The following is a 14,344-nucleotide window of genomic DNA, read 5'->3' on the forward strand; positions in this document are numbered from 1 at the left end:
GCCAGCGACGTGTCGCTGCCCGCTCGCTCTCACAGAACGGCTTTCTTGTGGAGTTCCATGTTGAGGCCGAGGCCACGGATCTCGTTCGTGAGAACTTCGAAGGAGACGGGCGTACCCGGCTCGAGGATGTTGAGACCCTTGACCATCGACTCGTAGATCTTGGTCCGGCCATCGACGTCGTCCGACTTGACGGTCAGCTGCTCCTGAAGGATCGCCGCCGCGCCGTAGGCCTCGAGCGCCCACACTTCCATCTCCCCGAAGCGCTGGCCGCCGAAGCGCGCCTTGCCGCCGAGGGGCTGCTGAGTGATGAGGCTGTAGGGACCGGTCGCACGGGCGTGGACCTTCTCGTCGACGAGGTGGTGCAGCTTCAGCATGTACATGACCCCCACCGTGACGTTCTGCTCGAACGCCTCGCCGGTGCGGCCATCCATGAGCTGGAACTTGCCGGTGGTCGGCATGTCCGCCTCGATCAGCAGAGCTTCGATCTCCTCTTCCTTGGCGCCGTTGAACGCCGGGCACGCGCAGCGCACGTCCAGCTTGGCAGCCGCCATGCCGAGGTGCGTCTCGAGGATCTGCCCCACGTTCATTCGTGACGGAACGCCGAGCGGGTTCAGCACGATGTCGACCGGAGTACCGTCTTCGAGGTACGGCATGTCCTCGACCGGGCAGATCTTCGAGATCACACCCTTGTTGCCGTGACGGCCAGCCATCTTGTCGCCGACGGAAAGGTTCCGCTTGGTGGCGACGTAGACCTTGACCATCTCGAGGACGCCGGTCGGAAGTTCGTCGCCGCGGCTGAGGCGGTTCACGATCTTGTTCTTCTCGGCTTCCTTGTTGTCGATCTTGTTCTGGAACTCGTGGATGAGCTGCAGAGCTTCGTCGCGCTTCTTCTTGTCGTCGTGCTCCTCGGAGGCCGCCAAGCAGAGGATCTTGACGCGGCGAAGCTCGTCGTACGTCGACGTGTCGTCGAGGTTGAACGGCTTGCCGGTGAGGTCGTCGTCGATGACGAGACCCAGCGTGCTCTGGACGTCGTCCAGGAGCTGGCGCGTGTAGGCGCGGAGCGCGCGAAGGAACTCCTTCTCGGCGTCGCGGATGACGCCCAGGGCCTTCGTCCGCTCGGCGTCCGTCAGGTTCACGCGGCGCGAGAACTTGTGCGCGTCGATCACGACGCCGCGCGTGCCCGGGGGCATCGTCAGCGACGCGTTCTTCACGTCGACGCCGGCCTTACCGAAGATGGCGTGGAGCAGCTTCTCCTCGGGGGTCAGCTCGCTCTTGCTCTTCGGTGCGACCTTACCGACGAGGACGTCGCCAGCCTCGACGAACGTCCCGATCCGGACGATGCCGCCCTCGTCGAGGTTGGCCAGCGCCTTCTCGCCCACGTTCGGGATGTCCCGGGTGAACTCTTCCTTGCCGAGCTTGGTCTCGCGGATCTCGACCTCGTACTCCTCGATGTGGATCGACGTGAACACGTCGTCCTTCACGAGGCGCTCCGACACGAGGATAGCGTCCTCGTAGTTGAAGCCGTCCCAGGTCATGAACGCCACGAGGAGGTTCTTACCGAGCGCGAGTTCGCCGCCCTCGGTCGATGCACCGTCGGCCAGCAGCTGGCCTTCGACGACCTCGTCGCCGACGTGCACCACCGGACGGTGGTTCTGCGTCGTGCGCTCGTTCATGCCGCGGAACTTCTGCTGGTGATACTCGTCGTCCCCGACGATGATCACGCGGCTGTCCACGTATTCGACGACGCCGGCGCGCTTGGCGAAGATCGGCATGTTCGAGTTCTGGGCCACCGCCTTCTCCATGCCGGTGCCGACGATCGGCACCTCGGGGATCAGGAGCGGCACTGCCTGGCGCTGCATGTTCGATCCCATGAGCGCGCGGTTGGCGTCGTCGTGCTCGAGGAACGGGATCAGCGCGGCGGACACGCCGATGATCTGCTTCGGCGAGACGTCGACGTAGTCGACCTCGGTCGGCGGAACCTCGAGGTTGTCGCCGTCCTTACGGGCCAGCACGCGCTTCGAGAGAATCTTGTTGTTCTCGTCGAGTTCGACGTCGATCGGCGCCATCACCTTGCCGGTCTCTTCATCCGCGCGGAGGAAGTCGACCTTGTCGGTGAGCACGCCGTTCTCGACGCGGCGGTAAGGCGTCGTCAGGAAGCCGTACTCGTCGAGGGTCGCGTACATCGCGAGCGACGAGATCAGACCGATGTTCGCGCCTTCCGGCGTTTCGATCGGGCAGAGGCGGCCGTAGTGCGACAGGTGCACGTCGCGGACGTCGAAGCCCGCGCGCTTCCGGTTGAGACCACCCGGGCCGAGGGCCGAAAGACGGCGCTCGTGGGTGAGCTGGCTCAGCGGGTTGGCCTGGTCGACGACCTGGCTCAGCTCGGAGCGACCGAAGAAGTAGTCGACGGCGCTGGAGAACGTCTTGGAGTTGATGAGCGTCCGCGGCGACACCGTCTCCGGCGCCTCCAGGTTCATCCGCTCCTGGGCGGTCCGACGAAGCTTCAGAAGACCCTTCCGGAACTCCTCCCCCGCCAGTTCGGCGATCGTCCGCACACGGCGGTTGCCGAGGTTGTCGATATCGTCGATCTCGCCGCGGCCGGCGCGCAGCTCCATCAGGTACTTGACCGAGTTCACGATGTCCTCGGGCTTGAGGACCTGGATCTTCTCGGTGCTGTCCTGATCGAACTTACGGTTCAGGCGGAAGCGGCCGACGCGGCCCAGGCGGTAGCGCTGGACGTCGAAGAACTTCTCGTGGAAGAGTTCACGCGCCTTCTCGATCTGCGGCGGGTTGCCGGGGCGCAACCGCCCGTAGATCTTGACGAGGGCGTCCTCGTGGCTCTTCACCGACGGCTCGTCATGGAGCGAGTTGATGATGAGCATGTCGAGGTCCTGGGGATCCGCGTCCACCACCTCGACCTCGGCCAGGTCCCCGCCCGCGATTTCGAGGGCTGCCGTCTCCGGGATCGGCATGCCGGAGGGCACAAGCACCTCGCCGGTCTTCAGCACGACGATGTCACCCACCGCGATGCGGTCGGTGATCTTCTTCGCGTAGGCGTTCGCGGTCTGCGACTTCGTCTTCTTGACGACCTTCGTCGGGTAGAACTGGCGCAGGAGCGCCTGGTCCGTTCCAAGGCTCTCGTCGAGGGCCCGCAGGAACGTCACGGCGCTGAACTTGCCGCTCTGGTCGATGCGGACGCTGAGCGCCTCCTTCTTGGTGACGTTCAGCTCGACCCACGAACCGCGCTCCGGGATGATCCAGCACGAATGCAGATCACGATCCGTCGACGTCGCATCGATCAGGAAGTCCACGCCCGGGGAGCGGTGGAGCTGGCTGACGATGACTCGCTCGGAGCCGTTGATGACGAACTCGCCGCCACCCAGCATGATCGGGATCTCGCCGAGGTAGACCTCTTCCTCCACCGGCTCCGGCTTGACGAGGCGCAAGCGCACCTTGAACGGGTAGCCGTAGCTCATGCGGAGCTTGCGGCACTCGTCGATGTCGTAGCGGGGACGACCGAGTTCGTAGCCGACGTACTCGAGGCACATCGTGCGGTCGTACGAGTAGATCGGGAAGATCTCCCGCAGGAGGGCTTCGAGCCCCTGCGCCTCCCGAGCGCCGGACGCGAGGTCCGGAGCCAGGAATGCCTCAAAAGCCTTGGTCTGAATCTCGACCAGGTTGGGCAGCGGAACGATCTCTTTTACCCGGCCGAAGTTTCGTACTTCGGCCGACTGCTCGACCATGCGGCCGGTGCGGTTGACGATCATGTGCAATCAGAGCGGGTTCGGGAGGGAGCGCTTCGCCGGCAGACGCGTCTGGCGCTGGCGAGAACGGACTCCCCCTCGGTGGAGCGCTTGGAGGAGCGTCCAGGGGCTGCGCGCAAGGGTCGCGGACATCCTCGCAGGCCCAGGCCATCCCGAAACGCCTCGCCTCTCGGCGGGGACTCTTCGGAGCGGACAGGAGACGGAGAGGAGCAGACGATCCAGGAGGGCAAGAGTGACCTGGCCGTTTGACGGGGCAGGCCGAGAACGAATTGGAGCGGAGGGCGAAGCGCGCCCGGGGGGCGGATCCAGCCGACGCGGTCGAAAACCGAGGCGACAGGGATCAGTGAGCCGATGGAGGTTGGGGGGGGACCGGCCTCGAATCCGCGGATCCGAAGCCCGAAAGCGCCTGGCAAATGAGTTCAGCGAACGGACGAACCGGACGAAGACCTGGGGAGGCCGATGACCCGGGGCGGGTCCAGAGGGGGGTGGCCAGACCCACTACGTAGGGCACGAGGGGGATCAGAGTGCCCAAAGAAGCCCAGAAAGGCAGATACCCGGGACAGCAGAGCTGGCTCGGGAGTCACATTCGAAGTGCGGTGCGGGGAGTTCCTGTCGGTCAAGCGAATAGCTCGTCGGCCCCATGACGGAGCCCGACGCCCCAAAGAATAGGAACGTCGGGCCTGGAGCGGAACCCTTTCGGCATCAACTTTGCTAGGAAGATCCAGATTCCTCTGGAACTCCCCCACCGACCCGGAGGTCCGTGTTTGCGCGGCCGATGGCCAAGACAGCGTCCGATACCTCCGGCTTCCGCAGGGGCGCAGGTAACCACACCGGGCCTCTCCCTTCGATCGGACGAGCCGAACGACGGGAAGCACGATGGGAGCCTGGAGACCCGACGGCACCCGGAGGAACCTGATCAGTCGATCTTGACGGTGGCGCCGGCAGCCTCGAGAGCCTTCTTGAGCTCTTCGGCCTCGTCCTTGGTGACGCCTTCCTTGACGGGCTTCGGAGCGCCGTCGACCATTTCCTTGGCTTCCTTGAGGCCCAGGCCGGTGATGGCGCGGACTTCCTTGATGACCTGGATCTTCTTGTCGCCAGCGGCCTCGAGGATCACGTTGAACGCGGTCTTCTCTTCAGCGGCTTCGGCGGCCGGAGCAGCCATCATCATGCCGCCAGCGGGGGCAGCGGCGCTGACGCCCCACTTCTCTTCGAGGGCCTTGACGAGCTTCGAAGCCTGAAGGAGCGTGAGGCCGTCCAGCTTGTCAGCAATGGTCTGGAGCTCGGGCTCGAGCTCGACGGTGGTTTCTTCGGACATCGTTGGATTCCTAGGGAGGTTTGCCGTTAGGCAGTCTGAAAATTGACTTGGTGGTCGAGATCGACCTGCGCGACGAGCGCGCGGGCCGTGGAAGGAAAAGGGGTGCCGCCAGTGCGCTCCCCCCGGGCATGAACCCGGGAAAGAAGCGCGAGCGGCGCGGACTTGGGTTGGAGTCGGTCGAGGCGATCTGACGATCTACTCGGCCGAACCCTCGTCCACATGGGCTTGGATGACTCGGGCGACACCGCTCGGGACGGCGTTGATGACCGTCGCGAGACCGCGGGCCGGACCGGAGATGACCCCGAGCAGCATGGCGTGCAGGGTGTCACGATCAGGAAGATCCGCGAGCGCCTTGGCGCTCTGGGCGTCCAGCGCGTTGCCCTCGAGGACTCCGCCCTTGAACGTGACCTTGCCCGCCTTGCGGACGGCCTTGTCGTCGAAGATCTTGGCCGCGTTGATCGCAGCCTCGGCGTCGCCGTACGCGACTCCCGTGTTGCCTTTCAGCGTGGACTTGTCCAGGAACGTCAGGTTCTTCTCGGCCAGCACGCGCCTCGCGAGGCTGTTGCGCACCATCTTGAAGCTGATGTTCTTCTCAGCGAGCTGGCCGCGCAGGGCGTCCGACTCTTCGACGGTCAGTCCGCCGAAAGAAACGAGGACCATGCCCTCGGCGTCCTTGAACTCCTCTTCGAGTTCGCGAACGACCATTTTGTTGACGATGTTCGGCATTGGATCAGCCTCCGTACTCGATGAAGGCGCCGGGGCCCATGGTCGTGGAAACGCTCACGCGGCGAACGAACGTGCCTTTGACGGCCGACGGACGCATACCGGCGAGGTGAGTCATGAACGCGGTCATGTTCTCGACGAGGTCGTCCGTGGAGAACGAACGCTTGCCGAGGGGCGCGTGGATGTTGCCGCCAGCGTCGGTACGGAACTCGACCTTACCAGCCTTGAACTCCTCCACTGCCTGCGCAACGTTCGGGGTGACCGTGCCGCTCTTGGGCGAAGGCATCTTGCCCTGCGGGCCGAGCACCTTACCGAGCTTACCGACGTGCTTCATCATGTCGGGGCTGGCGATCACGACGTCGAAGTCCATCCAGCCACCCTGGATCTTGGCAGCGAGATCGTCGGAGCCCACTTCGTCGGCGCCCGCTTCGCGAGCCGCATCGGCCTTGTCGCCTTCTGCGAAGACGACGACCTTGACGGTCTTACCGAGACCCTTCGGAAGCGACACGGCACCGCGGACCAGCTGGTCCGTCTTGCGCGGGTCGATGCCGAGGCGGACGGCGATCTCCACCGTCTCGTCGAACTTGGGCGCGGGAAGGCTCTTCAGAAGATCGAACGCGGCGTTCGCCGAGTAGTTCTGGGAGCGGTCTACCTTGGCCACTGCTTCGCGGAAGCGCTTACTATGCTTTGCCATTGAATCAGCCCTCGACCTTGATGCCAGCCGAACGTGCGGTGCCTTCGATGATCAGGCTCGCGTGAGCGATGTCCCGGGCGTTCAGGTCGCCCAGCTTGATCTTCGCGATCTCTTCAATCTGAGCGCGCGTCACCGTACCGACGATCTGGGTGCCGACTTCACTCGCACCACTCTCGACGCCAGCGGCTTTCTTGAGCAGCACGGCCGCCGGGGGCGACTTCAGAATGAAATCGAACGAGCGGTCCTTGTAGACCGTGATCTCGACGGGGATGGTCATCCCCATCTGGTCGCGCGTGCGATCGTTGAACTGCTTGACGAACTCGGCGATGTTGACGCCTTTCGCACCGAGGGCGGGACCCACCGGCGGCGCTGGTGTCGCCTGCCCGGCCGGGCACTGCAGTTTGATCTTGCCTGTGATTTCTTTGGCCATATCGGTTCGGGTGATTCCCCGCTTCCGTGGTGGTGCCACTGAATGTGGCGGGTGGCTATCGCTGTCTTTGGTCGAGAGATTCACCGCAGCGGAAGGAGCTTCCTTCCAGGCGGATCACCTTGTGAATGAATGGGGCTGTTTTCGGTCGAGTCGAGGAGGACCAGGTGTTCCCGGGGAAACGGGCCTTCTCGGGGTGAGCAGCATCAGGCGACGCTGTCCACTTCCCAGTACTTGAGGTCCACGGGCGTGGGGCGTCCGAAGATCGTGACGATGACCCGGACCGTGCCCTTGTCAGCGTTGACTTCCTCTACCGTTCCATCGAAGCCGTCGAACGGCCCCGTGTTGATCTTGACCTGCTCCCCCTTCGAGAGACCGATCGTCACCTGAGGGCGCGTTTCGGAATCCGTCATGAGCGAGAGGATCTCAGTGACCTCTGCTTCAGAGATCGGAGTGGGCTCGCCGCCGGTCCCCAGGAAGTCCCGGAGCCCGTCGATGCCACGGAGCGTGGCGCGTGCCTTGTTGATCTGCGTTTCGTCGGCGCCCTCGAGATCAGCCTGGACCATGAGGTAGCCGGGGTACAGCTTCTCCTCCACCGTGCGCTTCTTGCCGCGCTTCATGTCCTGGACGATCTTGAAGGGCATCAAGACCTGGGCCACGACGTCGTCGACGCCGGCGATCTTGATCCGATGGATCGCGTTGTCCCTGATTCGCTTCTCGCGGCCCGACTGGCAGCGAAGGAAGTACCACTTGTACGCCATTCGCTTATGCCTGACCCGTGATGATGCGGGTGAAGACCTCACCCAGGATGAAGTCGGCGCTCGCCATGAACACCATCAAGAAGATCACGACCACCATCACGACGATCGAACCGTCGATGGTCTCATCGAGCGTGGGCCAGGTCACCTTGCGAAGCTCGGCTTCGGTCTCGATGAGCAGGTCCGCGTTCTTCGGCTTCTCGAGCGTGCGGTTCAGGAACCAGAGCCCGATGACGAAGGACGCGATCGACAGGAGGAGAGCCGGGCTCAGCTCCATGCCCACCAGCGGCAGCGTCATGCCACCGATCCCCTTCCCCATCGAATCCGGGAACAGGCCCGAAAGCTCGGTCCGCATGCGAATGCAGCCGTAGGCAAGCAGGACAGCGAGCGACCAGAATGTCGCCATGCGCGCCAAGCGCCCTTGATCCTTGCGGTATGCCATGGTGTAGGTGAGGTGGGGTGAGTTGCGGTGTGGGTCGTGGAGAGAGGAAGTCTTGGCGAAGTCCGGATGAGGTACTTGGCTGACCCCGCGGCGGTATGGACCGCCATGCGGGAGGGCCGGGCGCTCAACCGGCTGTCGTCAGAGCTTCTTTTCCCGGTGCGACGTGTGCTTGCGGCACATGTTGCAGAACTTCTTCTTCTCGAGCTTGTACGCGGCCTTCAGACGCTTGTGCGTCGTGTAGTTGCGCTCGCGGCACTCGGTGCACTCGAGGAAGACGTAGCGTTCTTTGGTCTTCATGGGACGATCTTGGGGTGCCTCTGGCCACCCCGGAACGGAGCAGCCTTTTCTGAGGCGAGGGGGTTGGGTCTGGTCGCCGACGGCAGCACTGGAGGCGAATCACCTCGGCAGAGCCGGCCATCAGCGTGGAAGGGTGCGGACGCCCGAGTCACCTCGGCACCGCGTGCGGACCGCGGGGCAGAGCCCGCGCGAACCAAGCGCGGGCGCCGACCTCACCTCCCCGTATCGGGTGAGGCCAGATCGGCGCCCTGCAAGATCACTTGATGACCTTCGTCACAACGCCTGCACCGACGGTGCGGCCACCCTCACGGATGGCGAAGCGGAGCTGCTCGTCCATGGCGACCTGGGTCATCAGCTTGACGGTCAGCTTGACGTTGTCGCCAGGCATGCACATCTCAGCGCCGATGAGGTCGGCCGTTCCGGTCACGTCCGTCGTGCGGAAGTAGAACTGCGGGCGGTAGCCGGAGAAGAACGGCGTGTGACGGCCACCCTCTTCCTTGCTGAGCACGTAGACCTCACACTCGAACTCGGTGTGCGGCTTGACGGTGCCCGGCTTGGCGAGAACCATGCCGCGCTTGAGGGTGTTCTTGTCGACACCGCGGAGGAGGATACCGACGTTCTCGCCGGCACGACCCTCGTCGAGCGTCTTCTGGAACATCTCGACGCCGGTGCAGGTCGTGGTTCCGACCTCTTCCTGCATTCCGACGAACTCGAGCGGGTCGCCCGTGCGGACGATGCCGCGCTCGACGCGGCCCGTGCCGACCGTACCACGACCCTTGATCGAGAACACGTCCTCGACGGGCATGAGGAAGGTCTTGTCCACGTCACGCTCGGGAAGCGGGATGTAGTTGTCGACGGCCTCCATGAGCTCGTCGATGCACTTGAAGGCGGGATCGTCGACCGGCTTGCCGGCGTTGAGCGCGTTCTCGGCACCGAGAGCGGAACCACGGATGATCGGGATGTCGTCGCCCGGGAACTCGTACTTCGAAAGAAGCTCGCGGATCTCCATCTCGACGAGGTCGAGGAGTTCCTCGTCGTCGACCTGGTCGACCTTGTTCATGAACACGACGATGGCGGGCACGTTGACCTGACGGGCAAGCAGGATGTGCTCGCGGGTCTGGGGCATCGGGCCGTCAGCGGCGGAAACCACGAGGATCGCGCCGTCCATCTGGGCGGCACCCGTGATCATGTTCTTGACGTAGTCCGCGTGACCCGGGCAGTCGACGTGGGCGTAGTGGCGGTTCGGCGTCTCGTACTCGACGTGCGACGTCGAGATGGTGATGCCTCGTGCCTTCTCCTCGGGCGCCTTGTCGATCTGGTCGAAGTTCATCGCCTTCGCAAGCCCCTTCTGAGACTGGTGGCGACAAATACAGGCGGTGAGGGTGGTCTTCCCGTGGTCGACGTGACCGATGGTCCCGACGTTCACGTGATCCTTCTTCCTCTCGAAAACTTCCTTAGCCATTACTGGTCTCTTGTCGAAGGTTGACCCCGCGGCGTAACCGCGAGAATGCGGCCCCGCAGGGTCGGCGCGATGTGCGCCTGGTTGCGGAGTCAGATGCACCTCCCCCACGCCTACCAACAATCAGGTAGACGCCGAAGCGATGCGGGCGATGGGATTGAAAAGAGAAGCCCCCGGGCGAGGGCGCCGCGCTCCGGCCCCTTCAGCGAAGGAGGGTCCGGGGAACGACGTCCGCTCAGGAGCGAACGAACGAAAGGCACGACAAGTGCCTTCCGCTTGATTGGGGTGTGGAGCTGCTGACGGGACTTGAACCCGTGACCTCTTCCTTACCAAGGAAGTGCTCTACCACTGAGCTACAGCAGCGATTTGCGCGGCACGAAGCACCGCGACGGACAACGTCGGACTGAGCTCGAGCCACTGCCCGATGAAGGGCGAAGAGCCAGAGTGGGAGCCAGACGTGGAGGATGGAGCGGGTGGGGGGAATCGAACCCCCGTGTGCAGCTTGGAAGGCTGCCGTTCTACCATTGAACTACACCCGCAAATTCAGCACTCAGACGCAACCGGGGCTTCTCGCAGGTCGTTCAGGGAGACGATCGCCCTTCCCAGAAAGAGGCTCGCGATCGACGCGGGCATGAATCCGGAAGGGAGATGGTGGGGGAAGCAGGATTCGAACCTGCGAAGGCAGAACCATCAGATTTACAGTCTGACCCCTTTGGCCGCTCGGGAATTCCCCCACGCCGCAGAGTCGCGTGACCCCGAGGGGGCTCCGAACCTGCGGTGTGAACGACCGACGAGAAAGCCGGTGCAAGCGCACGTGCCTTGCCCTGTCAGAACCCGGGCCGCAGGGACCTGGACGGACGACCCTGTGGGGTCGCCTGCAAGGCGCGGAGCCGAGACCTGACCGGGGAAGCTTCGTGCTCCCGAGTCATCCTCTAGTCGGTTTGCGTTTTGAGTGAGCGATCGGCCCGTCGCTTGTGGACGGGACGAGAGTGCCAGGCCAGCCGCGAGGAGCGAACCAGAGGGCACCCATCCTGTGGGGCGAAATTGGAGCCAGCGGCGGGACTCGAACCCGCAACCTGCTGATTACAAATCAGCTGCTCTGCCAATTGAGCCACACTGGCGGGCAGTCCTTTGGCGCGGATGCGCTGTCTGGAGCGGAGGAGGATAGGGAGCGGCGCCCGTACGTCAAGGGGCGAGGCAGAAAATAACCCGGCAGTTTCCGAGGACCTTCAATCAAGGGGCTTCCCGAGGCTTTGGAGCTCCCCGCGGTAGTGATCGAGGGCCGCCCCGACCTGCCCCATCGAGTCCCCGCCGAACTTATCGAGGAACGCTTCCGCCAGCACGAGTGCCACCATCGCCTCCCCCACCACGCTGCAGGCGGGCACCGACGTCACGTCGGAGCGCTGGTAGGTCGCCACGGTGGCCTCGCCCGTATGCAGATCGACCGTCGGCATGCCGATACGGATGGAAGGGATCGGTTTCATCGCCGCCCTGATCAAGAGCGGCTCGCCCGTGGTCATCCCCCCCTCGAGTCCGCCGGAGCGGTTGGTGGTCCGGGCGAAGGCGTTCCCTGGAGCGCCGCTGGGCACGATCGGATCGTGCACATCGCTGCCCCGCCGCGCCGCCACGTCGAAACCGATGCCGAACTCGACCCCCTTGATGGCGGGAATCGAGAAGAGCGCCCCGCCCAGACGACCCGTCAGGCGCTCCTGTGCGCTGGCGCAGCTCCCGAGCCCGGGCGGCAGCCCCTCCGCGCGGACTTCGAACGTCCCGCCGAGACTGTCCTTGGCCTCCTTCGCGGCATCCACCGCCTGACGCATGGCCTCATCCGCCTCCGGATCCAGGCTCAAGAAGTCCGACGCCTGCCGGATCTCGGAGCGCCGCTCCCCCGCCGCTTCCCAGCCATCGGGACGGCAATCGATCCCGCCCAGCCCCGTCAGGTAGCCAAAAACCTCGATCCCGAAGGCCTCCAGCACCTGGCGCACGATTCCGGCGGCCGCCACCCGAGCCGCTGTCTCCCTCGCGCTCGCGCGCTCGAGGACCGCCCGCGGGTCCCGGTGCCCCCACTTCTGGCAGCCCGCAAGGTCCGCGTGCCCGGGCCGCGGATTCGTCGGCGTGGGCAGCTTCTCGATCACGCTGTCCTTGTTCTTGACCTCGAAGGCGATCGGCGAGCCGATCGTCACGCCCCCTTTCCAGCCCGAGAGAATCCCGACGCGATCGGTTTCGATCCGCATGCGGCCGCCGCGGCCATAGCCGAGCTGGCGACGCGCCAGATCCTCGTTCACCCGCTCGATATCGAGCGAGAGACCCGCCGGAATGCCTTCGAGGATCCCGATCAGGGTCGGCCCATGGGATTCACCCGCTGTTCGCCATGTCAATCTGGTCACGGGACGGAGTCTACGTCGCCGGGGCGCTCCCAGGGCCATTCCGCGGTCCTAACCTCCGGGACTGATCTCGATCCAGCCCTCGTCGTCATCGTCCTCTTCCAGCGCTGGCACGTAGGACGGCGCCGCGGCGGTGGCCGAGAGGCGCTCCGACTGGCACTCTGGCCGGGACTCCACCGTGAATCCGGAGGGCTGCACCGCCCGCGGGGCCCATTCGAGCGACCGCTGCACCTCCCCCGCAAGACACGCGACGACCTTGGCTTCCAGTTCAGGAAACTCGAAGGGCTTGGGCAGCGAATCCAGCACCTCGGGGACGCGCAGGAGCAGCTGGCGAATGGGTTCGTCCAGGAATCCGGATACCACCAGGGTCGGCGGCAGCAAACCCTCCGCGCTGAGCTTGGGCAGCTCCACCGTGGCCGACTCCACGCCGAGGTCGACGTCCGAGATCACGAGGTCGGGCCGGCCTTCGGCGAGCCGCTCACGCGCTTCCGCGAAGGAGCCAGCCACCCGCACGGTGAAGCCCTGGTTCCCGAGGAACCAGGACAGCAGCTCGACGATCTTGGAGTCATTGTCCACCAGGAGGAGGTTACCCCGCGTGGCTGCTGCACCCCCGCCCCCGGTGCATCCGTCTGTTTCAACCATGTCGCAGAGGCTACGGCAAGGGCCCACGCGATGCCAAGCCGATCCTGTGGCTGGCCCGGCAAACCCGTGCTAGGGTGCCTTCATGAAGAGTTTCCCCTGCTTCCTGATCGCAGCCTGCCTCCTGCCGCTCACCTCAAGCACTCCCGTCCAAGGGGAGCCTGCACCGCGATCGCCACGCACATCGAGCACCGCATCTGTCGACACGTCCGAATACGAAGACGACATGACCTATCTCCTGAAGCAGATCGGCGAGCAGGCCGAACGCGTGCTGAAGGCGAAGGGAATCGACTGGAAGAAGGTCACGAAGGAATTCCAGGCCCGCGCCAAGACGATCAAGACGGATCAGGAGCTGGTCGACCTCGCCGCGCAGCTCATCGCCGAACTCCACGACGGCCACGCGACCTTCACCAAGGTCGAGGTCGACATGAAAGGCTTCGGCGAGGGTCCGCGAGCCCCCTGTGGACTGAACGTCTACGAGCACAAGGGCAAGTGGTACGTCCTGCGCGCGGTCGGTGACGCGGCGAAAGCGGGCATCGAAGCGGGCTGGGAAGTGGTCAAGATCGACGACGAAAAGGCCGCGGACTGGATGGAGAACGCAGAGGCGCGCCTGACCTCGAGGGACAGCTTCTCGACGAAGCGCGCTTCCCACTGGATCGCAGGTACGTGGGGCATGACCGGGCCCGAGGGCAAGTCGGTATCGTTCGAGTTCAAGGACCCCAAGCGGAAGAAGAAAAAGAAGACGCTCAACTGGCACGCGAAGGCGGGGGGCGATCGTCTCTACGGCCCGGTCGTCTACCCGAAGGACCTGAAGCCCGTCGGCAAGGACGTCGCCTACGCCAAGGTCGATAGCGGCGTCGGCTATGTCCTCGTGGCGAAGGTCCCGGGCGATCTTCACGAGGCGCTGGACGGGGCGATCAAGGGCCTCGGCGAGATCAGCGGTCTGATCCTCGACTTCCGCTCGAACATGGGCGGCGGCTACGACCGTGACGCGGTCCTCGGCCGCTTCGTACCCGAGGGGCAGACCTTCGGTGGTGAGTCGAGCGCTGGCCCCAACCCTTACACCGGACAGATCGTCGTTCTGATCGATCCGGCGACGATCTCCGCCGCCGAGACGATCGTGGGCGAGCTCAAGGAAGAAGGTCGCGCGTACCTCATCGGGCCCGGCGGGACGCACGGCGCCTCCGGTTCCAAGGCCGAGGTCGAGGTGCCCAGCGGCAAGTTCGCGATCCGCTTCGTCGTGGCGTCGAACAAGCAGCGCTTCAACGGTGGCAAGGGCGTCGAGGGCCTCGGCATCGAGCCCGACGAGATCGTCGAGTATGACCCGAAGCTCCTCTCCGAGGGCATCGACCCGTGCATCGCGCGGGCCGAGGAACTCCTGAAGTCGCCGCTCCCGAAGAAGGCGGTGACCTACGTTCCGCCGAGGGACTGAACGCCTCGTG

12 protein-coding genes and 4 tRNA genes are annotated in these 14,344 nt (G+C 64.7%); 1 reads left to right on the plus strand and 15 read right to left on the minus strand.

Annotated features, from left to right (window positions below; genetic code table 11):
* Positions 1–29 precede the first annotated feature (29 nt).
* From rpoB to Poly30_RS19580, 15 genes are all read right to left on the minus strand, one after another.
* Positions 30–3,767: a DNA-directed RNA polymerase subunit beta gene (gene rpoB, locus Poly30_RS19510; RefSeq protein WP_145201122.1), complete on the minus strand. Its 3,738-nt coding sequence runs from the start codon at positions 3,765–3,767 to the stop codon at positions 30–32.
* 913 nt (positions 3,768–4,680) lie between these two features.
* A complete protein-coding gene (gene rplL, locus Poly30_RS19515) occupies positions 4,681–5,079 on the minus strand; it encodes a 50S ribosomal protein L7/L12 (protein WP_145201125.1) in 399 nt (132 codons plus the stop codon).
* 195 nt (positions 5,080–5,274) lie between these two features.
* A complete protein-coding gene (gene rplJ / locus Poly30_RS19520) occupies positions 5,275–5,805 on the minus strand; it encodes a 50S ribosomal protein L10 (RefSeq protein WP_145201128.1) in 531 nt (176 codons plus the stop codon).
* 4 nt (positions 5,806–5,809) lie between these two features.
* The gene (gene rplA, locus Poly30_RS19525) at positions 5,810–6,496 is read right to left on the minus strand and encodes a 50S ribosomal protein L1 (protein ID WP_145201131.1); all 687 of its coding nucleotides are present in this window, start codon (positions 6,494–6,496) and stop codon (positions 5,810–5,812) included.
* Positions 6,497–6,500: 4 nt separating this feature from the next.
* Positions 6,501–6,926, minus strand: a complete 426-nt coding sequence (gene rplK, locus Poly30_RS19530) for a 50S ribosomal protein L11 (RefSeq protein ID WP_145206288.1) — start codon at positions 6,924–6,926, stop codon at positions 6,501–6,503.
* Positions 6,927–7,129: 203 nt separating this feature from the next.
* Positions 7,130–7,684: a transcription termination/antitermination protein NusG gene (gene nusG, locus Poly30_RS19535; RefSeq protein WP_145201134.1), complete on the minus strand. Its 555-nt coding sequence runs from the start codon at positions 7,682–7,684 to the stop codon at positions 7,130–7,132.
* Between the two features lie 4 nt (positions 7,685–7,688).
* Positions 7,689–8,087 (minus strand): preprotein translocase subunit SecE, encoded by a 399-nt coding sequence (gene secE, locus Poly30_RS19540; protein WP_419190395.1) that lies wholly within the window; start codon positions 8,085–8,087, stop codon positions 7,689–7,691.
* A gap of 174 nt (positions 8,088–8,261) precedes the next feature.
* Entirely contained in the window at positions 8,262–8,420 is a 159-nt protein-coding gene (rpmG, locus tag Poly30_RS19545; protein ID WP_145201140.1) for a 50S ribosomal protein L33, read from the minus strand.
* 256 nt (positions 8,421–8,676) lie between these two features.
* A complete protein-coding gene (gene tuf, locus Poly30_RS19550; protein ID WP_145201143.1) occupies positions 8,677–9,882 on the minus strand; it encodes an elongation factor Tu in 1,206 nt (401 codons plus the stop codon).
* A 285-nt stretch (positions 9,883–10,167) separates the two neighbouring features.
* Positions 10,168–10,242 (minus strand) — tRNA-Thr (locus Poly30_RS19555).
* A 102-nt stretch (positions 10,243–10,344) separates the two neighbouring features.
* Positions 10,345–10,418 (minus strand) — tRNA-Gly (locus Poly30_RS19560).
* A gap of 110 nt (positions 10,419–10,528) precedes the next feature.
* Positions 10,529–10,613: transfer RNA gene (locus Poly30_RS19565), tRNA-Tyr, on the minus strand.
* 311 nt (positions 10,614–10,924) lie between these two features.
* Positions 10,925–11,000 (minus strand) — tRNA-Thr (locus Poly30_RS19570).
* A 108-nt stretch (positions 11,001–11,108) separates the two neighbouring features.
* Positions 11,109–12,266, minus strand: coding sequence for a chorismate synthase (gene aroC, locus Poly30_RS19575; RefSeq protein WP_419190396.1), 1,158 nt, complete (start codon positions 12,264–12,266; stop codon positions 11,109–11,111).
* Between the two features lie 48 nt (positions 12,267–12,314).
* Positions 12,315–12,905: a response regulator gene (locus Poly30_RS19580; RefSeq protein ID WP_145201147.1), complete on the minus strand. Its 591-nt coding sequence runs from the start codon at positions 12,903–12,905 to the stop codon at positions 12,315–12,317.
* Positions 12,906–13,128: 223 nt separating this feature from the next.
* On the opposite strand from Poly30_RS19580, the gene Poly30_RS19585 reads away from it, so the two are divergent.
* Positions 13,129–14,334, plus strand: a complete 1,206-nt coding sequence (locus Poly30_RS19585; RefSeq protein WP_419190397.1) for a S41 family peptidase — start codon at positions 13,129–13,131, stop codon at positions 14,332–14,334.
* Positions 14,335–14,344: the final 10 nt, after the last annotated feature.

The sequence above is a fragment of the Saltatorellus ferox genome (genome assembly GCA_007751475.1).
Classification (GTDB): domain Bacteria; phylum Planctomycetota; class UBA1135; order UBA1135.